The sequence below is a fragment of the Salinifilum ghardaiensis genome, assembly GCF_054491345.1.
On record NZ_CM137101.1, the window covers coordinates 19,814 to 41,816 of the forward strand.

15 protein-coding genes, 1 tRNA gene and 1 pseudogene are annotated in these 22,003 nt (G+C 72.2%); 7 read left to right on the forward strand and 10 right to left on the reverse strand.

Going from position 1 to position 22,003, the window contains the following annotated elements; all coding sequences use genetic code 11:
- Positions 1–7: 7 nt before the first annotated feature.
- Both ACVGV0_RS00080 and crgA read right to left on the reverse strand, forming a co-directional pair.
- Positions 8–436 (reverse strand): PH domain-containing protein, encoded by a 429-nt coding sequence (locus tag ACVGV0_RS00080; protein WP_459157794.1) that lies wholly within the window; start codon positions 434–436, stop codon positions 8–10.
- A 162-nt stretch (positions 437–598) separates the two neighbouring features.
- Positions 599–862, reverse strand: coding sequence for a cell division protein CrgA (gene crgA, locus ACVGV0_RS00085; RefSeq protein ID WP_459157795.1), 264 nt, complete (start codon positions 860–862; stop codon positions 599–601).
- A gap of 271 nt (positions 863–1,133) precedes the next feature.
- Here crgA and ACVGV0_RS00090 point away from each other — a divergent pair, with 271 nt between their 5' ends.
- Positions 1,134–1,955: a class E sortase gene (locus ACVGV0_RS00090; protein WP_459157796.1), complete on the forward strand. Its 822-nt coding sequence runs from the start codon at positions 1,134–1,136 to the stop codon at positions 1,953–1,955.
- Between the two features lie 49 nt (positions 1,956–2,004).
- Positions 2,005–2,661, forward strand: a complete 657-nt coding sequence (locus ACVGV0_RS00095; protein ID WP_459157797.1) for an aminodeoxychorismate/anthranilate synthase component II — start codon at positions 2,005–2,007, stop codon at positions 2,659–2,661.
- 58 nt (positions 2,662–2,719) lie between these two features.
- On the opposite strand, the gene pknB is transcribed toward ACVGV0_RS00095, so the two are convergent.
- The 7 genes from pknB to ACVGV0_RS00130 form a co-directional block, all read right to left on the reverse strand.
- Positions 2,720–4,675, reverse strand: a complete 1,956-nt coding sequence (gene pknB, locus ACVGV0_RS00100) for a Stk1 family PASTA domain-containing Ser/Thr kinase (RefSeq protein ID WP_459157798.1) — start codon at positions 4,673–4,675, stop codon at positions 2,720–2,722.
- Between the two features lie 63 nt (positions 4,676–4,738).
- Positions 4,739–6,280, reverse strand: a complete 1,542-nt coding sequence (locus ACVGV0_RS00105) for a serine/threonine-protein kinase (protein ID WP_459157799.1) — start codon at positions 6,278–6,280, stop codon at positions 4,739–4,741.
- A 3-nt stretch (positions 6,281–6,283) separates the two neighbouring features.
- Positions 6,284–7,735, reverse strand: a complete 1,452-nt coding sequence (locus ACVGV0_RS00110) for a peptidoglycan D,D-transpeptidase FtsI family protein (protein ID WP_459157800.1) — start codon at positions 7,733–7,735, stop codon at positions 6,284–6,286.
- Positions 7,732–9,165, reverse strand: a complete 1,434-nt coding sequence (locus ACVGV0_RS00115; protein WP_459157801.1) for an FtsW/RodA/SpoVE family cell cycle protein — start codon at positions 9,163–9,165, stop codon at positions 7,732–7,734. The genes ACVGV0_RS00110 and ACVGV0_RS00115 overlap by 4 nt, the downstream gene beginning before the upstream one ends.
- Positions 9,165–10,613, reverse strand: a complete 1,449-nt coding sequence (locus ACVGV0_RS00120; protein WP_459157802.1) for a PP2C family protein-serine/threonine phosphatase — start codon at positions 10,611–10,613, stop codon at positions 9,165–9,167. The genes ACVGV0_RS00115 and ACVGV0_RS00120 overlap by 1 nt, the downstream gene beginning before the upstream one ends.
- Complete coding sequence (locus tag ACVGV0_RS00125; protein ID WP_459157803.1) at positions 10,610–11,101, reverse strand: FHA domain-containing protein FhaB/FipA; 492 nt, start codon at positions 11,099–11,101, stop codon at positions 10,610–10,612. Before ACVGV0_RS00125 ends, ACVGV0_RS00120 begins: the two co-directional genes overlap by 4 nt.
- 49 nt (positions 11,102–11,150) lie before the next feature.
- Positions 11,151–12,557 carry a DUF3662 and FHA domain-containing protein gene (locus tag ACVGV0_RS00130; RefSeq protein ID WP_459157804.1) on the reverse strand — a complete coding sequence of 469 codons (1,407 nt, stop codon included), beginning with the start codon at positions 12,555–12,557 and terminating at the stop codon, positions 11,151–11,153.
- 258 nt (positions 12,558–12,815) lie between these two features.
- On the opposite strand from ACVGV0_RS00130, the gene ACVGV0_RS00135 reads away from it, so the two are divergent.
- The 4 genes from ACVGV0_RS00135 to ACVGV0_RS00150 all read left to right on the forward strand — a co-directional run bounded on the left by ACVGV0_RS00135 (position 12,816) and on the right by ACVGV0_RS00150 (position 15,837).
- Positions 12,816–12,898: transfer RNA gene (locus ACVGV0_RS00135), tRNA-Leu, on the forward strand.
- Between the two features lie 489 nt (positions 12,899–13,387).
- Positions 13,388–14,170, forward strand: a complete 783-nt coding sequence (locus tag ACVGV0_RS00140; protein ID WP_459157805.1) for an IclR family transcriptional regulator — start codon at positions 13,388–13,390, stop codon at positions 14,168–14,170.
- A 288-nt stretch (positions 14,171–14,458) separates the two neighbouring features.
- Complete coding sequence (locus tag ACVGV0_RS00145; RefSeq protein WP_459160116.1) at positions 14,459–15,088, forward strand: hypothetical protein; 630 nt, start codon at positions 14,459–14,461, stop codon at positions 15,086–15,088.
- 89 nt (positions 15,089–15,177) lie between these two features.
- Positions 15,178–15,837, forward strand: a complete 660-nt coding sequence (locus ACVGV0_RS00150) for an NAD(P)H-binding protein (RefSeq protein ID WP_459157806.1) — start codon at positions 15,178–15,180, stop codon at positions 15,835–15,837.
- 300 nt (positions 15,838–16,137) lie between these two features.
- On the opposite strand, the pseudogene ACVGV0_RS00155 reads toward ACVGV0_RS00150, so the two are convergent.
- Positions 16,138–16,680, reverse strand: a pseudogene (locus ACVGV0_RS00155) (TetR/AcrR family transcriptional regulator); the annotation flags it as partial.
- A 967-nt stretch (positions 16,681–17,647) separates the two neighbouring features.
- Here ACVGV0_RS00155 and ACVGV0_RS00160 point away from each other — a divergent pair.
- Positions 17,648–21,085, forward strand: coding sequence for an L-tyrosine/L-tryptophan isonitrile synthase family protein (locus ACVGV0_RS00160; RefSeq protein WP_459157807.1), 3,438 nt, complete (start codon positions 17,648–17,650; stop codon positions 21,083–21,085).
- Positions 21,086–22,003: the final 918 nt, after the last annotated feature.

Sequence of the window (22,003 nt, forward strand, 5' to 3'; positions counted from 1 at the left end):
CCTGCCCTCAGGTGCCGCCGTGCTCGCGGTGCAGGCGTTCGAGCTCCGCCGCGACGTCCTCCGGATCGGCGCCGAGGTCGAAGCGGCCGAGCACGATCAGCCGCTCGTCGGGTGTCTCCAGCTCCACGCTGCGCGTGGTGCGCCCGTGGCGGCGCTGCTCGTGCGCGCGGGGTGTGATCTCGGACCAGCCGAAGCGGCGGCGCCCGCGCAGCCCGCGGACGGTGACGCCGTGCGGGTCGGCGCTCAACCGCGGCCGGAAGGCCGTGGCGTGACCGGTCAGCGCCAGCAGCGCCAGGGCGACCACGCCGATGAACAGCCGGTCCACCGCGTTGGTGGACAGCAGCCACCAGGCGGCGGCAGCGGCCGTGAGGACCCAGCCGGTGACCACCATCCCGAGCGGGGTCGACCAGCTGCGGGTCTCGTTCGGTTCACCCATGCTCACCTGCGAGGATCCGAGTTGTCCACAGGGGCTGTCCACATGGGGATGACTTACGTCCGTGTCGTTCTGCTGGGCAGGGACGCGCTCCGTCCCGGTGGGCGGGCCGGGGGCCGCGGCCGGCGGGCAGGAGTCGCTGGTGCCAGCGGATATTATCAGCGACTAGCGCCATCCCATCGTCATGATCAGCCCGACGATCATGAGACCGAAGCCGACCGCGAAGTTCCACGCCCCCATCTCGGCGATGAACGGGATCTTGTCGCCTGCCAGGTAGTTGACGATCAGCCACAGCAGGCCGAGGAGCATGAGCCCGAACATGACGCCCAGATACAGCGGATGGGTCGGCCCCTTGAGCTTCGCCGGCGTGCGCGCACCGGCAGTGGTCTGGGCGGAGCGATCCTTCTTGCGCACCTTGGACTTCGGCATGGTGTCCTCGCCAGGTCGTGCGGCCGGGCCGGATTGCGGGGTCGGGCCAGACCGGGGGTCGGGTCAGGTCGCGGGACCGGTGTGCGGAACGGACCGTGGCCGTGCTGGTGAGCGGATCACCGACGCGCCGCCGCCGTGACCCGCGGCGGTGGAACGAGCGGTGACGCGGCAGCGTTCGTGACGGGTCGTTCCCCGGGGACTACGTTAACGTAATCACCGATCAGCCCGTGAGCCCCGGTTCCGCCCCGCCGGGTGCGACGGAGGACGCCGCATGCCTGGAACGGCCGGAACGCGAGCCCGCCGGGGCAGCTCCCGCGCGCGGGCGCTGCGCGTGCTCGGCGAGCTCCTGATCCTCGCGGGCCTCGCCGCGCTGCTGGTCGTGGTCCACGCGCTGTACGTCACCGACTGGTTCACCGCGCGCGAGCAGGACGAGGCCACGGCGCGGCTGCAGCAGCGGTGGCGCGGCGCGGCACCTCCGCCCGGCGGCGCCCCTCCCGCTGCGCAGCAGCGGCCGGAGCCGGGGCGGGCCTTCGCGCGGCTGCACGTGCCCGCGTTCGGCCCGGACTTCGCCGTCACCGTGTTCGAGGGCACCGGAGCGGGCACGCTCCGCTCCGGCCCGGGCCACTACGCGGCCACGCAGCTGCCCGGGCGGCGCGGCAACTTCGCCGTGGCCGGTCACCGCGTCGGACGCGGGGCCGCGTTCAACGACCTCGACCAGCTCTCGACCTGCGACGCGCTCGTCGTGGAGACCGGCACGCGCTGGTACGTCTACCGGGTGCTGCCGGTGCCCGGCGAGCCGCCCCCGGCGGAGGACGGGCGCTGCGCGCGGGTGCACCCGCTCGGCGCCGCCTACGGCGGCGCTGTCGGCAGGCGGGTCGTGCAACCGGAGCGCCGCGACGTGCTCCACCCGGTTCCCGGCAGACCGCGCGGCGCGCTGCCGGAGCGGCGGCGCGCCAGGCCGATCACGCTGACCACCTGCCACCCGGAGTTCTCCGCCGCCGAGCGCCTGGTGGTGCACGGCGTGCTCGTGGACGAGCGCCCGAAGGGGCGGGGATCCGCCGGGACGCGGCCACCGGGGCCCGGGGAGGGGTGATGCCCGCCCGGTCCCGGCGTCACCTGCGGTTTGCCACTACAGTGGCCGTGTGCGCGTACTCGTCGTCGACAACTACGACAGCTTCGTCTACAACATCGTCCAGTACCTCGCCCAGCTCGGCGCGGAGTGCGTGGTGCGGCGCAACGACGTCGTCACCGACGCGGACCTCGCGGCGGCCGACGGGGTGCTGCTCAGCCCCGGCCCGGGCACGCCGCAGCGCGCCGGCCGGTCGATGGAGATCGTCCGGTGGTGCGCCGGGCAGCAGCGGCCCGTGTTCGGCGTGTGCCTCGGCATGCAGGCCATGGGAGCAGTGTGGGGCGGTGTCGTCGACCGGGCGCCGGAGCTGCTGCACGGCAAGGTCAGCGGCATCGAGCACACCGGGCGGGGCGTGTTCACCGGCCTGCCCGAGGACTTCCCCGCCACGCGGTACCACTCGTTGATCGTCACCGCCGACAGCGTGCCGGAGCCGTTCGAGGTGACCGCGTGGGCCGCGGCCGATGACGGGACGCGGTTGGTGATGGGCATGCGCCACCGCGAACTGCCCGTGGAGGGGGTGCAGTTCCACCCCGAGTCGGTGCTCACCGACGCCGGGCACCGGATGCTGGCCAACTGGATGGCCGCGGCGGGCCACCCCGTCGCCGAGGGCGTCGTCGGCGGGTTGGAGAGCGAGATGCGCCGGGTCGCCGCCACCGCTCGGCGGAGCTGACCCGCCGAGCGGTGCCGGCGGCCTCGCGGCGCGCCGGCTCGACCCGACCCGGCTCGGCTCAGTCGAACGGGAAGATGCCGCTCGGTGGCTGGTCGGAACTGGTGCCGGTGGCGCTCTCGTCGTAGTCGCCGACGTGGAGCGTCACCGACTGGTTCTTGTCCAGCTTCTGCCCGGACGAGGGCGAGGACCCGATGACCTTGCCGTCCATGTCCTCGTTGCCGGTCTTCCTGTTCTGCTCGTTGATGTCGCCCTGCCAGCCCTGGCTCCTGAGCTGCTGCTCCACCTCCTCGGGCGAGGACCCCCGCACCTGCGGCATGGTGATCTTCTTGCCGGTGGAGACGTGGAGCGTCACCTGTTCGCCCGGGCGGGCCTGCGAGCCCCCGGAGGGGGACTGCTCGATCACGGTGCCCTGCGACTGGTCGGCTTCGCGGTCCTGGCGGACGACCTTGAAACCGGCGCCCTCCAGGTAGGCCTTCGCCGTGTCGAAGGGCTGGCCCTGCACGTCGGGCACTTCCTGCGTCTGCGGTTCGGTGCCGATGGTGACCTGGATCGTGGTGCCCGTGTTGACCTCGCTGCCGCGGTTGTTCCAGTCGACGACCTTGTCCACGAGGTTCGGGTCCTCGGTCTCCCGGTACTCCGGGTTGTAGCCCATCTTCAGGCCCTGGCCCTGCAGCTTCTGCGCGGCCTGGTCCATGCTCAGCCCGGTCAGGTCGGGCACCGGGACCTTCTTCGGTCCGACGCCGGAGCAGATGGTGACCGTGGTGTTCGCCTTGACCACCTGCGCGCCGGGGGAGGGGTCCTGCTTGATGACCCGGTTGATCTGCTGGGGCGAGGAGTAGCAGTCCGTCTGGTTCAGCTGCCAGTTGCGCTGGTTCGCCAGGTTGACGGCCTCGCCCTTGGCCCTGCCCTCGAACTTCGGAACCGCGATGCGCTCCGGCTCGTCGGAGGTGAGCGTCGTCGCCGCGAACCAGCCGACCAGGGCCAGCACGGCCACGCACGCGGCGGTGGTCAGGGCGATGAGCCACCCCTTGCGCCGCTTGCGCCGGTGCTCGCCGTCGGCCACCTCCTCCGGTGGGACCGGTTCCTGCGCAGCGGTGTGCTCGGGTTCCGGGTCGGCGTCGGCGAACATCGCGGTGCGCTCCTCGTCGGACATGACGAGCGGAGCGTTGGGCCGCTGGCCGGAGAGCACGCGCACCAGGTCGGAGCGCATGTCCGCCGCCGAGTCGTAGCGGTTCTCCGGGTTCTTGCTGAGCGCCTTGAGCACCACCGCGTCCAGCGGCGGGGGGACGCTCTGGTTGAGGTCGGACGGCTTGCGGGGCTGCTCCCGCACGTGCTGGTAGGCCACCGCGACCGGGGAGTCGCCGGTGAACGGCGGTTCGCCGGTGAGCAGCTCGAAGAGCACGCAGCCCGCCGAGTACACGTCGCTGCGCGCGTCGACCGCCTCGCCGCGCGCCTGCTCGGGGGAGAGGTACTGGGCGGTGCCGATGACCGCGGCGGTCTGCGTGACCGCCGCCTGCTCCCCGGCGAGCGCGCGGGCGATGCCGAAGTCCATCACCTTGACCGCGCCCGACTCGGTGATCATGATGTTCGCGGGCTTGACGTCGCGGTGGACGATGTCGTGCTTGTGGCTGAAGTCCAGTGCCGCGGTCGCGTCGGCCATGACCTCCATCGCCCGGCGCGGGTTGAGCGGCCCTTCGGTCTTGACGATGTCCCGAAGGGTCCGCCCCTCCACGTACTCCATGACGATGTAGGGCAGCGGGCCGTTCTCCGAGTCGGTCTCCCCGGTGTCGTAGACCGCCACGATCGCGGGGTGGTTCAGCGCTGCCGCGTTCTGCGCCTCCCGGCGGAACCGCAGCTGGAACGTCGGGTCGTTGGCGAGATCGGCCCGCAGGACCTTGACCGCCACGTCCCGGCCGAGTCGGATGTCGCGGCCCCGGTGCACTTCGGACATTCCGCCGTACCCGAGGGTGTCCTCGAGCTCGTAGCGGTTGGAAAGAAGTCGCGGTGAACTCATCGAAGTGTCGTTCCGATCCGTGTCAATGATCGTCCCATCGTGCCGACTCGCCGTGCGCCCCTGCTAAGGGCTGCCACGGTGCGTTTCGGCGGTGTGTACGGTTCCCCCGACCTCGTCACGTGTCCGTCCGGTCGTGACCGTGACGTCCCTCGTCCCACTATCGGCGGTAACGGTGAACCCGTCCGTGTCAGTATGCCGTTGCGCAGTGTGACCCACTGCCGCCGTCGAAACCAGGTCGGTGTGTGCGATCCGGGATTCGGACGAAACCGGCGACGGGAGGGCGTCCCGCGCGGATCCGCCGCGCAGCCACAGCAGCGCGGTGCTTCCGAGAACGACCAGTACCAGTGCGGCGAACACGATCGCCACCCAGAATACGGCCCGGTTCACCTGCCGCGGCTGAGGTGGAGCCGGGTGCCGCGGAGGCCCGGCACCCGGGTTCGGGGGAGCCGGTGGTTGGCCGGGCACCACCCCCGCCGGATAACCCCCCGCCGCAGGCGGGGGAGCGGGGTGCCGCCCCGCCGCAGGCGGGGCGGCTTGCTGGGGGGTCGCCTGCGGCTGTGCAGCCTGCTGGGGCACCGGCTGCTGTCCCGGTTGCTGCTGCGGTACGTGCGGGCCGGGTGCGGTGAATCCCACGGGCGCCGCCTGACCGGGCGCCGCCTGGCCGGGCGCCGCCTGGCCGGGTGCCGCCTGACCCGGGGGGACCGGCGCGGACTGCACCGGAGGTCCGGGCTGGGGCGGGGCGGCCAGCGCTGCCGGCGCGGGCACGGGCCCGCCCGCGCGCACGCCCGCCACCGCCCCCGCGAACTCCCCGCCGTCGGCGTAGCGCTGGCGCGGGTCCTTCACCAGGGTGGACTCGACCAGCTGCCGCACGCCGCAGGGCACGTCCGGCGGCAGCGGCGGCGGCACGTCGCGGATGTGCATCATCGCGACGGTCACGGCGTTGTCGGACAGGAACGGCCGGTGCCCCATGAGGCACTCGTAACCGACCACGGCCAGCGAGTAGACGTCGCTGGACGGGGTGGCGTCGCTGCCGAGGGCCTGTTCGGGGGCGATGTAGTGCGCCGTGCCCATCACCATGCCGGAACGCGTGACCGGGGCGGCGTCGGCGGCCTTGGCGATGCCGAAGTCGGTGAGCTTCACCGTTCCGTCGGCGGTGATGAGGATGTTGCCGGGCTTGACGTCCCGGTGCACCAGGCCGCGTTCGTGCGCGGCCTGCAGCGCGCGCCCGGCCTGCTCGAGCATGTCGAGCGTGTGCTCGGTGCGCACCCGGCCCTCGCGGGCGAGGATGGCGGCCAGGGGTTCCCCCTCGACCATCTCCATGACCAGGTAGGCGGTGTCCTCCGCCCCGTCCTCGGCCGCGGAGGTCTCCCCGTAGTCGTGGACCGCGGCGATGCCGGGGTGGTTCAGCGCCGCGGTGGTGCGCGCCTCGGTGCGAAACCGGTGCAGGAATTCGGCGTCACCGCACAGTTCCGGCTTGAGCACTTTGACCGCGACCGCGCGGTCCAGCCGGACGTCCACCGACTGCCACACCTCGCCCATGCCGCCGACGGCGATGCGGTGGCGCAGCCGGTACCGGTCGGCGAGCAGCTGCCCGGAAGTGAGCACCGATCAGCCACCTCCCTGCAGTCCGGCTCGGATCACTTCGCGTCCGATCGGGGCGGCGATCGAGCCGCCGGTGGCCTCGGCGCCCTCGTCGCCGCCGTTCTCCACGAGCACGGCGACCGCGATCTGCGGATTCTCCGCCGGCGCGAAGGCCACGTACCAGCCGTGCGGATCGGAACCCTGGCCGTGCTGGGCCGTACCCGTCTTGGAAGCGATCTCCACGCCCGAGATCTTGCCGGAGCCCGAGGTGTTCTCCTCCGACTGCAGCATCATGTCCCGGATCTGGTGGGCGACCTCCGGCGAGGTGGCCCGGCCGAGCTTCTCCGGCTGGAAACCGTCGATCTCGGACATGTTCGGCGCGCGCGTGCTCTGGACCAGCTGCGGCTTCATGACCTCGCCGTCGTTGGCCACCGCCGCGGCCATCATCGCGTTCTGCAGCGGGGTGACGCGCACGTCGCGCTGGCCGATGCCGCTCTGGTACAGCGCGGCCTGGTCGGGCATCTCGCCCATGCTCGACTGGGCCACGTCCATGGGCACGCTCAGGTCCTTGCCGAACCCGAACGCGGCGGCCTTCTGCCGCAGCGCGTCGGCGCCCACGTCGCCGGCGATCTCGGCGTAGGCGGTGTTGCAGGAGTGCGCCAGCGCCGCGGTCAGCGTGTTGCCCTGGCACTGCAGGTTCCCGTAGTTCGGCAGCGGCACGCTCGTGCCGGGCGGGGTGATCTCCGCGGCGTCCTGGACCCGGCTCTTCGGCGTGTAGCCGTTCTCCAGCGCCGCGGCCGTGGTGATCAGCTTGAACGTGGACCCGGGCGGGTAGGTCTCGTCCACGGCGCGGTTGACCATCGGCCCGTCCGGGTCGTCCTCGTAGTTCTGCCAGGCGTCGACGGCCGCGTCGCGGTCGTGCGTGGACACCTTCGCGGGGTCGTAGGACGGGGCGTTGGCCATCGACAGGATCTCCCCCGTCTGCGGGTTCAGCGCGACCACCGAGCCCTGGTAACCCTTGCTGGTGAGCTGCTCGTAGGCGGTGCGCTGCATGTCCGGGTCGATGGTGAGCTCGACGTTCCCGCCGCGCGGCTCCTTGCCGGTGATCGTGTCGGACAGCCTGTTGAACGCCATGCTGTCGTCGGTGCCGTTGAGGATGTCGTCCTGGCCCCGCTCGATCCCCTTGGAACCGTAGATGAACGAGTAGAACCCGGTGACCGGGGCGAACGCGGGTCCCTCCGGGTAGTTCCGCGCGTACTCCAGCGGTTCCTGCCCCGTCTTCGACGAGTTGGCCAGCGACTGGCCGTCGGCGATGATCTGCCCCCGCTGGTGCGAGTACTCGGCGTAGAGGCTGCGCTTGTTGCGCGCGTCGTTGTTGTACTCGTCCGCCTGGATGACCTGCTTGAAGGTCACGTTGCCCATGAGCAGCACGACCATCGCCATCATCGCCAGCGCCACCCGGCGCAGGGGCTTGTTCATCGGGGACGCTCCACCAGTTCGGTATGTGCTTCCGCGATCGGCGTCTGCGGTTGCTTCGGCCGCGCCGGCTCCTGGGGCCTGCGGGCCGCGTCGGAGATGCGCAGCAGCAGGCCGATGAGGATGTAGTTCGCCAGCATCGACGAACCGCCGTAGGCGAGGAACGGCGCGGTCAGGCCGGTCATGGGGATGAGGGCGGTCACGCCGCCGACGACGACGAACACCTGCAGCGCGATCGTGAACGACAGGCCGCCGGCGAACAGCTTGCCGAACGAGTCCCGCACGGTCAGCGCGGTGCGCAGGCCCCGCATCATCATCAGCAGGTACACCATGAACAGCGCCATGAGGCCGACCAGGCCGATCTCCTCACCGACGGCCACCGTGATGAAGTCGCTGATCGCCCACGGGGTGAGCCCCGGCATGCCCTCACCCAGACCGGTGCCGAAGATACCGCCGTTGGTCAGGCCGAACAGACCCGTGCGCAACTGGTAGCCGGGGTCGTAGCCGTCCGCTGCCTGGGCGAGCGGGTCCAGCCACGTCTGCACGCGCACGCGGACGTGCGAGAACAGGTAGTACCCCATGACGCAGCCGCCGGCGAACAGTCCCAGGCCCAGCGTGACCCACACCATGCGTCCGGTGGCGATGTAGATCATCGCCAGCACGATCCCGAACATGAGCAGCGAGGTGCCCAGGTCGCGCTCGAGCGCGACGATGCCGACGGACAGGCACCACGCCACGGCCACCGGCATGAGGTCGCGCGCCCGCGGGAGGTCCACGCCCAGGAAGCGCCGTCCCGCGGTGGTGAACAGCTCCCGGTGCGTGACCAGGAACGCGGCGAAGAACACCAGCAGCAGGATCTTGGCGAACTCGCTCGGCTGCAGCGACAGCGGTCCGAGGAGCAGCCACCGCTTGGCGCCGTTGCGCTCGGAGATGCTCGACGGCAGCAGGCCGGGCAGCGCCAGCAGCACCAGACCGACGAACCCGCTGGTGTAGCTGTAGCGGGCGAGCACCCGGTGGTCCTTGAGCAGCACCAGCACCAGGACCATGGCGACGACGCCGGCCGTGGTGTACAGGATCTGCTTGCCCGTGTAGGGCGCGCCCACGACCCCCGCGTAGTCGAGGCGGTGCAGGATCACCAGGCCGAGCCCGTTGACCAGCGCCACCAGCGGCAGGATGAGCGGGTCGGCGTGCGGGGCCCAGCGCCGGACGGCGAAGTGCGCCGCGAGGTACAGCGCCAGGAACGCCAGCCCGTAGTAGGCGAGCTCCGCCGTGACCGCCTGCTCCTGGCTGAGCTCGACCAGCATGAGCGCGATGCTCATGATGAAGCTGGCGAAGACCAGCATGAGCAGTTCGACGCCCCGCCGGGTGCTGGGCCGGGGCGCCGCGGACTCCTCCGGTGTCTGCGCATCGGTTCCGGCAGCGGCTTCGGACATCAGCTCACCGTCCGGCACGTGACGCCCGGCTTGTACTCCTCGGTCTGCAGCGGAGTGGGCTCATCGGCCGCGTTCGGGTCCGGGGCCCGCGGGTCCTGCTGACCCGGCTCCGGCGGGGGTGCCGTGCCGTTCTGCGGCCGGTCGCCACCGTTCCGATCCCCGTTGGGGGGCCGGTCACCGGGCTGCTGCTGCTCCGGGGGCTTCGGCGTGGGGCACTCCGGCAGCAGGGCCGTGGTGCGCAGCCGCACGATCGCCTCGCGGGCGGCCTGCAGGTCGCCGACCTCGGTGATCCCGTTGCGCAGGTCCGGGCGCTGCGCCTCCTGCACGTCGCCGACCTCGATCGGTTCGCAGTCCGGCGGGGCGTCCGCGGGGCAGGAGCCCTCGACCTGCCTGCTCAGCGACATGCCGAAGGCGCTGCCCTGGATGCCCTGGTAGATGACGACTTCGTCGGACCGGTTCACGCCGATGTAGTACTGGTTGGTGACCCACCAGCGGCCAACCAGGGCGATACCGGCCAGGGCGACGAGCACACCGCACAGCACCAGCAGCGGGGCGAGCCAGCGCCTGCGGCGGCGGCCGGCCTCCGGCGGTGGTGCGGTGGGTGCGGACTGCGGCGTGTGGGCCTGCTGCGGCTGGGTGACCGCGGAGGCCCGGGCTGCCGACGAGTCCGGCTGCGGGTGCTCATCGCCATTTCCCGCGGCCCCCCCGACGATGGGGGCGTTCTCGCCGAACTCGACGTCGGCGACGTCGGCGACGATCACGGTGACGTTGTCCGGCGCGCCGCCCTTGAGGGACAGCTCGATGAGCCGGTCAGCGCACTGCTGCGGGTCGGGGATGCGGAGGGCTTCCCGGATCGTCTCGGTGCTGACCGGGCCGGTGAGCCCGTCGGAGCACAGCAGGTAGCGGTCTCCGGCGCGGGCTTCGCGCACGGCCAGGCTCGGTTCCACCTCGTGGCCGGTCAACGCGTGCAGCAGCAGGGAGCGCTGCGGGTGGTTGGCGGCCTCCTCCTCGGTGATCCGGCCTTCGTCGATCAGCGACTGGACGAAGGTGTCGTCGTGCGTGATTTGCGTGAGCTCGCCGTCCCGCACGAGGTATGCGCGCGAGTCGCCGATGTGCACCAGGCCCAGCTTGCTGCCCGCGAACAGCGCCGCGGTGAGCGTGGTCCCCATGCCCTCGAGCTCGGGGTCCTCGGACACCAGCTCGGAGATGGCGCTGTTGCCGGCCAGCACCGCGTCGCGGAGCTGGCCGAGCAGGTCGTCGCTGGGCTCGTCGTCGTCCAGTGGCGCGAGCGCCGCGACGACGACCTTGCTGGCCACTTCACCGGCGGCATGGCCACCCATACCGTCCGCGAGGGCGAGTAGTCGTGGGCCGGCATAGACCGAGTCCTGGTTGTTGGAGCGAACCAGACCCCGGTCGCTGCGGGCTGCGTAGTGAAGGACGAGGGTCATGAGCGCAGCTCGATCACCGTCTTGCCGATTCTGATCGGAACTCCGAGCCGGACCTCAGTTGGCCCTGTGACCTTCGCCCGATCGAGGTATGTGCCATTGGTAGAGCCTAGATCTTCCACGTACCACGTGCTGCCACGGAGCGACAGTCTCGCGTGTCGTGTCGAGGCGTAGTCGTCGTCGAGCACCAGCGTGGAGTCGTCGGCTCGGCCGATCAGGATCGGTCGGCCGTCCAGCGAAATGCGAGTGCCTGCCAACGCGCCGTGGGTCACCACGAGGTTCCGCGGTGCCTTGTTCCGCGGTGCCTTGTTCCGGCCTCGGGACTGCTTCGGCTGCTTCTTGCCGCCGAGCTTGCCCGAACCGGGCACCGGGGCACGCATCCCGGAGGCCGAGAACAGGTCGGAACGCACCACGCGCAGCGCGGCCAGCACGAACAACCAGAGCAGGGCGAGAAACCCTGCTCTGGTCAGCTGAATCACCAGCTCTGGCACCTGTTGTGACGCTCCTACTCTCCTCCGGGGACGGGTGGCCCGCCCGATCTCACATCGGCTGCGAGCGGAAGACCAGGGAGGAGTGCCCGACCCTGATCACGTCCCCGTCAGCCAGCTGCCAGGTCTGCACCGGAGTCCCGTTGACCGTGGTGCCGTTCGTGGAGCCCAGGTCGGCGAGCATCGCGCTCTGACCGTCCCAGGTGATCTCGATGTGCTTGCGCGACACGCCGGTGTCGGGCAGGCGGAACTGCCCTTCCTGGCCGCGGCCGATGATGTTCGAGCCGTGCTGCAGCGTGTACGAGCGGTTCGATCCGTCGTCGAGGTGCAGCGTCGCCGTGAGCTGCTGCGGGGGAGCCGGGGGCTGCTGCGGGTAGCCGCCGGGACCGCTCGGCGGGTAGGCACCGCCGGGCTGCTGCGGGTACGGCTGCTCGGGGAACCCGCCGGATCCCGGGTAGGCACCCGGTTGCGGCTGCCCGTAGCCGGGCTGGCCGTAGCCGGGGTCGAACGGCGGCTGGCCGTAGCCGGGGTCGTAGGCGCCGGGCTGGCCGTAGCCCTGGTCGAATCCGGGTTGTCCGTAGCCCGGCTGCCCGTAACCGGGCTGTCCGTAGCCCGGCTGCCCGTAGCCGGGGTCGTAGGCGCCGGGCTGACCGTACCCGGGCTGGCCGTAGCCCTGGTCGAATCCGGGCTGGCCGTAGCCGGGTTGCCCGTAGCCCTGGTCGTAACCGGGTTGTCCGTAGCCCGGCTGCCCGTAGCCCTGGTCGTAACCGGGTTGTCCGTAGCCCGGCTGGCCGTACCCGGGCTGTCCGTAGCCCGGCTGGCCGTAACCCTGGTCGTAGCCCGGGGGCTGGCCGTACGCAGGGTCGAAACCCTGGTCGTAACCGGGCTGGCCGTAGCCGGGCTGGCCGTAGCCGGGTTGCCCGTAGCCCTGGTCGTAACCGGGCTGCCCGTACCCGTAGTTGGGGTCCTGCCCTTGGCCGTAGCCGTACTGCCCTTGGGCGTACGGATCTCCCTGGGGGTACTGGCCTGGTGGCTGGCTCATGGGTCGGTCTCCTGCGGTACGAGGTTGTGCCGGCCGTCGAGTCACGTCGGGGTCGACGGTCGAGCTGATTCGGAACTGTCCCGTGTGCAGCGTCTCAGAGCGCTCCAGGGAGACTACGACGTCACCATATGTGTCCCACCCCTGTTCGGTGAGATGCTCCTGCACGCACTCGGCGAGGAGGTCGGTTACGCGGTATTCCTCCTCCGTGAGCCGATCGTGATCCGATGGGCTCAACTGCACAACATAGTGGTTGCACGCGAGCAGTCGACCACCAGCGAGCTCGCGCACCTGCAGATCGGCTTCCCGCTGCAGGGCTTGCGCGATCTCCTGGGGAACGACCTTCCCCCCGAATACACGCGCGAAGCCGTTACCGACGATGCCTTCGAGTCGGCGCTCGAAGCGCTGCACGAGGCCCACGGCATCTCCCTCCACGCGTACGACTCCCGACGACCATCGTATCCGTGCCAACGTGCGCTGACACTGCCCAGTTCCCAACTTCCCCGGGGGGAAGGCCACCCCCTGGGAAACCCCGTTCGCGGCGGCTGCTAAGCTGTGTAACAGCTACCGCGGAGGGCGACTTCACGGACGGCTGGTGGCCGGCCGGTCGCTGATCGGGAACGTGAGCACCCCCCACGGTACGCCGAAGAAGCCATCCGGTAGGCTTTTTCGAGCCACGGGCGAGTGGCGGAAAGGCAGACGCGCACGGTTCAGGTCCGTGTGTCCGGAAGGACGTGAGGGTTCAACTCCCTCCTCGCCCACCGAGGTCCCCCCGGCAGTGCCGGGGGGACTTTTCATGTCCGGGCAGTGCACCGCCGCCCGCGACGCGCGGTTGTTCCGGTTCAGCGCGCGGCGGACACCGCCGGCGCGCCGTCGAGCTGCGCGCGGGGTCGAGGTGAATGTCACGCCCGCGCGGCTGTGAGCGTCGCCGCTCGCCGGGCGGCCCGGCGCGGCGGAGCACGCGCCACCGAACCGCGCGCCCGTTGGCCCGACTTCCGCGAGCCTTCCTCCCGCGTGCGGGAGGCGGCGCTTCGGTGCGGGTAGGGATGTCGGGCCTCTCGCGCGCCCGCGCGCGAGAGGACGGAGGAATTCCTTCCGCCTCTGCCGGGTGGTCCGCGGGCGGCGCTGCCCGCCCGCTCCCGGCCGGGTCCGGTCCTGGGTGAACAGTTCCGTTGCGACCTCTTGGCCGGGCCGCTCACCTGTGCTGAGGTGATGCACATTCCACCGCAGAATCCGCAGGGAGGACGGCGATGGCGGGAAACAGTCGCGACCCCGGGCGCTCGGTAACAGCGCGTGCGCTCAGCGTGTTGACGGCCTTCGACATGGAGCACTCCCGGCTCACCCTCACCGACATCGCGCGCCGCGCCTCGATCCCGCTGGCCACCGCGCACCGCCTGGTGCGCGAACTGGAGCTGTGGGGCGCGCTGCAGCGGGACGCCCACGGGCAGTACACGATCGGACTGCGGCTGTGGGAGATCGGGCTGCTCGCCCCGGTCAACAGCCGGCTGCGCGAACTGTCCATGCCCTACCTGCAGGAACTGTGCGAGAACACCCGGCACAACGTGCACCTGGCCGTGCGCGAGGGGCTGTCGGCGATCTACGTGGAGAAGCTGAGCGCGCCCCGCGCGGTGCCGATCGTCTCCCGCGCCGGCGGCCGGCTGCCGCTGCACGCCACGGGCGTGGGCAAGGTGCTGCTGGCGCACTCCCCGAGCTCGGTGCTGCAGCAGTGCTGCGCGCAGGGGCTCTCGCGGCACACCTCGTTCACGATCACCGAGCCCGGGAGGTTGACGCGCGAGCTGCGCTCGGTGCGGCACCGCGGCTTCGCCCAGTGCCAGGAGGAGATGACGCTGGGGAACTGCTCGGTGGCCGTGCCCGTCTACCAGGGCGGCGGCGTCGTGGCGGCGCTCGGCGTGGTCGCGCACAGCGCTCGTGCCGATGTGCCGAAACTGGTCAAACCGCTGCTTCCGGCGGCCGAGGCGATCCGCCAGCGGTTGGAGCAGGACCAGCTCGAGGTGAACGCGGTATCGCGGTGAGGCGGTGCCGCAGTTCCGCGGCGGTGCGAGGCTGATTCCCGCTGCGCGGGCGCCGCGGGCGGTCCGCCGGTCGGATCACCTGAATGGCCGCATGGCGGGACCGAAACCCCGTGACCGTTCACCGACCGGCCACCGACGACCGCGCGCCGTCGGTCGCAACGCGCCTGCCAAGCCCGCCCAGTGAGCCTGCCGAGGTGTTTAAGTCAGGTCGAGCCCTGCGCACGTCCGCGACGGCCGACCGCGCGGGGACCCCGGCAAGGAAGAGGGAGGCACAGAGCCGTGACCGGAATGCCCGGACGCGCCGCGGCCGAGACCGACGCGCCGCGTCCTTGCGCGCCGCAGGCCCGCGCGCCCTTCGAAACGTCGAGCACCGTCGGCAGCGTGGCCGAGACCGTGGCGCGCGAACTGGGATGGACGGGGACCGTGCTGCACCCCACGCGCCTGTTGGGGCGGCACGTGGTCCCGGTCGCCGAACTCGTCCCCGAGGCCCACGCCGAGCGGCTGTGCCTGGGGAGCGGCCCCGTGCTCGACCGCAGCGAGGTGGCCACGTGGGTGTGGCCGGAGATGGCGGGACGCGTTCCGCCCGCCGCGGTGCGGTTGAGCGGTGTGCTGGCGCCCGCGCGGCACTGGCGCAGCGCGCTGACCGCGGCAGCGCCGTTCGCGCGCTACGCGGACACGGCGATGGTCGTGTCGCAGGGCGTCGCCGCCGAGCAGGGGTTCGTGGAGAACTGCCTGTTCCGCGCGCGGCAGGCGGGCACCGCTGTGGTGAGTGTGGACGGTGACGCGGTGCGCACCGAGCTCGCCGGCCGGTGCTGGCACGACGAACCGCCGATGGAGCACACCGCGGTCTCCCGGTGGATCAACGAGGTCGTCTACGCCCAGCTCGTCGAGCTGACCGAGCCGGCCCCGCGCTCGTGACCGCCGGCTCGGTGAGCACGACCGCGCTGCGACACTCCGCTCGCCGCGACACCGCACGCGGTTGAGCTCCGTTGGATACGGTGGGGCGCATGCGAGTCGCGATCGCCGGAGCGCACGGACAGATCGCGCGGCACCTGACCAGGGAGCTGGTGCGGCGCGGGGACGAAGTGACGGGGTTCGTCCGGAACCCGGACCACGTGGCCGACGTGATCGAGGACGGAGCGCTGCCCCGCGTGGTGGACGTGGAGAACGCCGACGCCCGCACGGTGGCAGGTGAACTGTCCGGTGTGGACGCAGCGGTGTTCGCCGCCGGTGCGGGGCCGGGAAGCGGTGCCGCGCGCAAGGACACCGTCGACCGCGCCGGTTCGGTGCTGCTGGCCGAGGCCTGCGAGACCGCCGGCGTCGCCCGCTTCGTGCAGATCAGCGCGATGGGGACGACGCGGCCGAACCCGCCGGACGTGGGGGAGGTGTTCGGCGCCTACCTGGACGCGAAGCGGGAAGCCGAAGCCGACCTGCGCAGCCGGCAGTTGGACTGGACCATCCTGCGCCCCGGCAGGCTCACCGACGGCGAACCCACCGGGCTGGTGGAGCTGGCGGCTTCCGTCGCGCGCGATGACGTGACGCGCGCCGACGTCGCCGCGACCGCGGTCGCGGTGCTGGACGAGCGGCGCTCGGTGCGCAAGGCGCTGGAGGTCGTCAACGGCGCCACGCCGATCGTCGAGGCCCTGCGCACCGCGGTGGCGCGCTGATCGCGGCGAGACGCACCCCCTGCGGCCGCCCCCGCTCGCGGGAAGGCCGCGCGTGCGCCGCCGCGGGGCGCGCGCCGCCGGTGCGCGGATCCGCGGCGTTCGTCGCGGTTCGGCCCGCCGGGCTCAGCAGCGCCCGGCGGGCACCTCCACCGGTCGCGGTGGAGCGCCGTCCGAACCCGACCCCTCCTCCACCTCGGAGGGGGCGTTCGGCAGGTCCTGCGCGTCCTCGTCGGCGCGGGATCCGCCGGTGCGGGGCTCCTCGGTGCGGGGGTGGGGAGGGTCCGCGGTCGTGTGCGACTGGGGGATGCGAGCGGCGAGGTAGCCGCGCACGAGTTCCTTGGCCTCGGCGACGAGCACGTCGTCGCCCTCGGGCGCGCGGCGGAAGGCCAGGCGCAGCACCGCGTCCGCGGCTTCGACCGCGACCACGAGCGGGGTGTGCACCTCCGCGGGGTCGAAGCCGAACGTCTCGCTCAGCAGCGTGGTCAGCTTCTCGGCGATGACGACGTTGTTGTCCTTGTTCGAGTCGAGCAGGCGCGGGTCGATGACATCGCCGAAGTGCAGCTGGCTGAAGGCGGGGACCTCGCGGTGCATCGTGAGGTAGACGTCGAACACGGCGTCCACCCCGTCCCACCAGTGCGTGATCTCGAGTTCGGCGAAGTGCTGCGACAGGGTGTGCACGAACCGGTCGACGTTGCGCCGGGTGAGCTCTTGCGCGACGGCGCGCTTGTCCGGGAAGAACTGGTACAGCGAGCCCACGGCGACGCCGGCGCGTTCGGCGATCAGCGTGGTGGTCACCCCGTCGTAGCCCACTTCCTCGATGAGTTCCGCGCAGGCGGAGAGCATCTTCTCCACGCGTTGCGCGCTGCGCTGTTGCACCGGCTTGCGGCGCAGTGGAGCCACTTCGGCGGGCACGGGTCTCTCCTTGGTCGTCGCGCGGTTCGCGGCGGACCGCGAACCGCGGTGGTCTGCAGGGCGATCAGTACCGGAACGGGCGGACCGGACGGACGAACGGGCGTTTCCGCGGTCCGCGTTGCGGCGCCGGATCAAGTCTCTCGGTGATCAAGCTGCCAGTGACATGTGACATGCCGAAAACGATGTGGTCCGAAGGGGTGAGCACGAATGGGTCCATTTGACGGTGGTCCCTGATGCTGTGGCGCCAGTAAGACAGCATGCCGTGGCGGGGATTCCACCGGAAAGAGTTGTCCGTCGTTCATCGGGCCGTTGGCGTTACGCCTTGTGCGTATGCGGTCCGTCATGTTGTCAGAGCACATGGTCACTATCTAGCGTGAAGCAGATCGGTGTGCTCCGTGAGAAAGGTCATCGTGGGTGAACGCGCGGTTGTCACGCATCGACGAGCGCTCGACGAACGGGGCGCCGGGACGCGACGAGCCGCGCGATCGGCGGGGGTGCATCCGCCGAACGCTGCAGCACCGGAGGGCACACCCCCGCGGTGGCTTCCTCGAGACCCCGCTCGGCTGAACGGACCAGCTCGGCGAGCCGCTCGGTCCCGCGCGAAGTCGCCGAACGCGGCCGGCGTGCTCCGCAGCACGGGTCAACCGGCGGTGGGCGTGCGAGCAGTGACGAGGGGGCCATCGGAGTGCTGTCGTTGCCACCCTGCGGAGCGTCCCGGCGGTGCGGTCGCTGCGTCGAGGAGTGCCTCGCGCCCCGGAACAGCGCTGCGCACCCGACCAGCGCCGCGCACCCGACCAGCGCCGGGCAGCAGGCCAGCGCCGGGCACCAGAGCAGCCCGAGGCACCAGGGCAGCGCCGGGTCGCAGGGCCGTCCCCGGCGCCGCCGGCATCTGAGCCCCGTGTCCGGCAACGTCCTCACCGGTGCGCCGTCCGCTCCCCGCAACCGGTCCGACGCGCATCCCGACGCGCGGGCGGTCCCGGCCACCGCCGCCGCGCCGTGGGAGCCGCTCGCGGCGACCGAGGCCAACGCCGTGCTCGGCGACGGCGGGTACCGGCTGCGCGTGACCCGGCGCGGCGAGCGCCTCGTCCTCGTCGGGCGCGGCGCCGGAACCGGGATCCCGCTGGGCAGCGACCCCAGCTGGGCCGACCTGTACCGCACGCTCATCCGGCTGCGCCGCACCCGGCGCCTGCGGGACGCCGCGTGGTTGTACGACCTGATGCGCACGCTGCACGCCGAGGACCCGCCGGACGCGGCTCCGCGGAGCCTGCCCGCCGAACGCGCCGACGTGCTCCCCGCCGACAACGAGGCGCTGTCCCGCCGCTGCGCGATCGCGCTGACCAGGACCGACGGCGGCGTGCACTTCCCCGCGGCGGGCGAGACCGCCTGCGGGGGGACGCTGCTGCGCGGCAACCGCGCGATCCGCCTGCTCAGCCGCAGCTCCGCGGGCGAGCTCGACCGGGCGGGGGTGTGCCGGCAGCTGCGCGGCTGGTCCCGCCTCAGCCGCGCCATCGCCGAGGACCCGATGCTGCGCATGCACTGCGCCGCCGAACCGGCACCCGCCGCCGTGGTGGACACGAGCACGGGCCGGGCCGCGCTGGCGCGCGTGCCCGAGCCGGCACCGCGGCACCCGCAATACCCGGCGGGAACGGTGCGCTGCACGCTGTCCGCGCTGCTGCGCCCCGGCCCGGACGGCGAGCCCGCCCTGCTGCGGCAGGTCCTCGCCAACCGGTTCGAGCACCGCGAACCCGTGCTGCCGTACTTCCTCGAGCACTTCGTCCGCCCGCTGCTGCGGTCCTTCCGGCTCGGCCTGGACACCCACCGCATCGGGCTGTTCGGCGTGCACGAGGCCGACATCGGCTTCGAGCTCTCCCCGGAACTGCAGGCCACCGGCCGGATCGTGCTCGGCGACTACGAACCGATGAGCCTGCCGCCGCACCAGCCGGAGATCACCGGCGGGGTGAACACGCTGAACTCCGTCGTGGACGCGCTGTGCACCGGTTTCGAAGCCTGCCACGGTCAGGCCGAGCAGGTGCGCAGCAGCGCCGAGCGCATCCGCAACGAGGAGCTGCGCTACCTCGAGCCGCGCACGGCGGAGCTGCTGCGCCGTTCCGAACCGCTGCACGACATCGCCCACGCGGTCCCCGCCGAGCAGGACGCGGTCCTGAAGGGCGTGCTCAACCGGGTCCAGGAGCGCACCCGTGCGCGGCGGTGGGACTCCCGGCTGCCGCGGCCGGTCGTGGTCGTCGACCTGGACCTGTGCGGGCTGGTGCCGCTGCACCGCATCCGCGAGGCCGTCCGCGCGGTCTCCGGACCGCGCCCCGGCGCGGCCGAGGGCATCGTGGAACTGGCCGGACCGGACTCCCTGCCGCTGCTGCCCACGCACGCCGGCTCCACCTGGCCGCACTTCCTCGAGCGCAGCGGGCTCGCCCGCCGCTACCCGGAGGTGGACTGGTGGGCCGTCTACGCGGAGTTCCGCCGCGCGTTCCACGCCCGCAGCCGGGAGCGCACCGGTTCGGACACGGTCAACGCCGGTCTCGCCCGCTTCGTGTGGGACGTGCGGGACGCGGGCGGGCACGTGGTGTTCTCCACCGGCCGCCGCGAGCGCTGCCGCCGCGCGGTCGAGGACGTGCTCGCCACCGCCGGAGTGCCGGACAGCACGCTGCTGTTCCTGCCGGACGAGCGCAGCGGGCCGGGCTGGCAGCTGCGGGTGGAGAAGCTGCGCGAACTGCCCGATTCCGAGGTTCTCGCGGTGTTCGACGGCCGGCGGGCCCACCGCGCTGCCGTGGTCGAGCAGTTCCCCGGTGCCGAGCCGGTGGCCGTGGAAGTGCCGGGACTGGCGGGGGAGCGGCACCCGGAGCGGGCGCTGCCGGACACCGACCGTGCCGTCGCCACCTTCGAGACGACCCCGCGGCCGCCGGGAACGGTGGCTCCTGCGCGGCTGTCCAACACGCACTCGCTGGAGGAGCTCCAGGTCGGGGCGCTGCGGCGCAACCGGTTGGCCCAGCAGTGGGCCGTCCGGCTCAGCGAGCACGAATCCCGGCTGCTGGTCCGGCGCATCGTGACCGATGTGGACCGCTGCGCCGAGCGGACCGCGCGCACCGCGCTGGACAAGTTCGCCCCCCAGGAGGCCGCCGATCCGGAGGAGCGCACCGAGCGGCGATTGCGCGCGCTGCACCACGTGTTCACCCGCAAGCAGTTCCTCAAGGGCTCCCGCTCGAACTACCGCGCGGAGCACCTGCGCGCCGACGTCGAGCCGTTCCTGCGCGACGGCGCGCCGATCGACGTGGTCCTGTTCGGCTTCCCGGTCAAGCAGTGCCTGAACCGGCTCAAGGCGCTCGGGCCGCTGCCGGACCTGGCCGAGCTGGGCGCGCTGGCCCGGCTGCGCGAGCTGTCCCAGGCCGTTTCCGCCGTGCACCCGCCCGGGGTGCGGTTCAACATCCTCGCCGACGGCCGGCACTTCCGCACCCGCCCCCACGCGATCACCGAGTCCTACCGGCGCAAGCTCCAGGAGTACATCGAGCTGCTCGGCATCACCGAGCGGACCGCGGTGGAGGAGATCGACGCGGTGGCGGCGAACCGGTTGGGACCCGGCCTCCCGGCGGAGCGGGCGGCGCGGATCTCCCGGCACCGCAAGCGGTTGGCCGAGGCGCTGCGGGGATTCGACATCACGGACAACCCGCTGCGCACCCTGGACAGGGTGCAGGCCGTCGCCGGCTCGATCGGCGACTTCGAACCGCGCATCGCCGGGCTGTTCCGGGAGATGCTCATGTCGCTGGTGTACTCCGTTCCCGTGGTCGTGCCGCCGGGAGCGGACCGGATCAGCTGGTCCACCGCCGTCTACGCCGACGTGTACAACCTGACCGACCCGTCGGTGCCGGCGCGCGTGCGCGAGGCGCGCGCCGGGGTGCTGCGCCGGGCGTGGCAGACCGTGCTGGGGTACCTGGCCACGTTGCAGGTGGACGAGGAGTTCGGCTACGAGCGGATGTTCCCGAACCGGGTGCGCCTGACCGTCACGGCCGGCCGCGAGGGCTGCCTGGGGTTCACCTACCTCGGCGGCTCCGGTCTGCTGCCGTGGCAGGGCACCGGCGTGGTGGACGACCGGGGCCACGTGGCGGTCGACTTCGCGATCTCCCTGCTCGACCGGGGTTTCGTGCCCGTGTTCTCCCCGCTGCTGGGGCCGCGGCAACCGTGGATGATGGTTCCGGCGCAGCGCACCCGGCTCGACGAGTCGGACCTGCTGAGCACGCTCGTGCCCGCGCCGCGCGCGGAGGAGCAGGGTGGCGGGATGCGGTTGGAGGAGGACTTCGCCGCCAGGGTGCGCCTGCGCCGCGGATGAGCTGAAGCGCGCGGTGCTGGGGAGCCCGCGGATCGGTGCTCGTGCACTCGGCCGCACCTGTCCGTCGGGCAAGCGGCGGGGCCGCTTTCCGCGGCACGCGGAGCGACCCGACGCGGGAGGCTCCGCTGCGGGTGGCCGTACGCAAAACGGCCCAACAGAGCCTTGAGCGCGGCAGGGCCCTGGTGCGGCGGCGCACCTCGCTCGGGGTTGCGAGGCACTCCGCACACCAGGGCCGTGCCATCTCCGGTCTCGTTCGGGGGGCGCGGACCGGAGGGGTGGAGTCCGCGGACCGGTGCCGGTCGGGGGAGGGGAGTGCGGCAGCACCGGCCCGCGGAGGCCGGGGACGCGCGGTTCGCGTCCTGTCTTTCCTGGTTCTGGTCGGTCGGGGGTGCGGAGCGCTCGCCGCCGGTGGCGCCGGGCGCTCCGCGTGCCCGCTCGGGGGCGGTCGTTCGGGGTGTGCTGTTCGGGGTGTCGCCCCGTCCGGGGCGGAACGGCGGCCGGGGTAGCCGGTCGTTCGTCGGGGATTCGGGGTTGTCGGGCTTGTCCGCGTCCGGTTGTCGTGCTCTCCCGGTTCTCCGGCGGGAACCGCGACCGCGCATCGCGTCGGGGTGTGCGATGTGGACGGTCGTGTGCTCGCCGGCGGGCAACCGGCCGGGGTCGCTTTGCCTGGATCGTGTTCCTGCGAGGGCCACCTCGCGGGGTTCGCAGGGGGTGGTGCCACGGATCGCGGGGTCGCAGTTCGTGGACCACGGGTGTTGGGTTCACAGGGTTCGCAGGGGGTGCGTGCCGCGCATCCCTCCAGTTCCCGTCCGCGTCGGGGTGTTTCCGCTGTCGCGGCCCCGTCCCGTCTCGCCGGGATCGGCACCGCCCGGGGTGTTCCCGTGGTGACTAGATTGGAACAGTGCGTGGCGGTTCGCC

What these genes read in the sequence shown, in the direction of transcription:
- ACVGV0_RS00080 (WP_459157794.1), bottom strand. Translation starts at nt 436, where the DNA reads ATGGGTGAACCGAACGAGACCCGCAGCTGGTCGACCCCGCTCGGGATG.
- crgA (WP_459157795.1), bottom strand. Translation starts at nt 862, where the DNA reads ATGCCGAAGTCCAAGGTGCGCAAGAAGGATCGCTCCGCCCAGACCACT.
- ACVGV0_RS00090 (WP_459157796.1), top strand. Translation starts at nt 1,134, where the DNA reads ATGCCTGGAACGGCCGGAACGCGAGCCCGCCGGGGCAGCTCCCGCGCG.
- pknB (WP_459157798.1), bottom strand. Translation starts at nt 4,675, where the DNA reads ATGAGTTCACCGCGACTTCTTTCCAACCGCTACGAGCTCGAGGACACC.
- ACVGV0_RS00110 (WP_459157800.1), bottom strand. Translation starts at nt 7,735, where the DNA reads ATGAACAAGCCCCTGCGCCGGGTGGCGCTGGCGATGATGGCGATGGTC.
- ACVGV0_RS00115 (WP_459157801.1), bottom strand. Translation starts at nt 9,165, where the DNA reads ATGTCCGAAGCCGCTGCCGGAACCGATGCGCAGACACCGGAGGAGTCC.
- ACVGV0_RS00120 (WP_459157802.1), bottom strand. Translation starts at nt 10,613, where the DNA reads ATGACCCTCGTCCTTCACTACGCAGCCCGCAGCGACCGGGGTCTGGTT.
- ACVGV0_RS00140 (WP_459157805.1), top strand. Translation starts at nt 13,388, where the DNA reads ATGGCGGGAAACAGTCGCGACCCCGGGCGCTCGGTAACAGCGCGTGCG.
- ACVGV0_RS00145 (WP_459160116.1), top strand. Translation starts at nt 14,459, where the DNA reads ATGCCCGGACGCGCCGCGGCCGAGACCGACGCGCCGCGTCCTTGCGCG.
- ACVGV0_RS00150 (WP_459157806.1), top strand. Translation starts at nt 15,178, where the DNA reads ATGCGAGTCGCGATCGCCGGAGCGCACGGACAGATCGCGCGGCACCTG.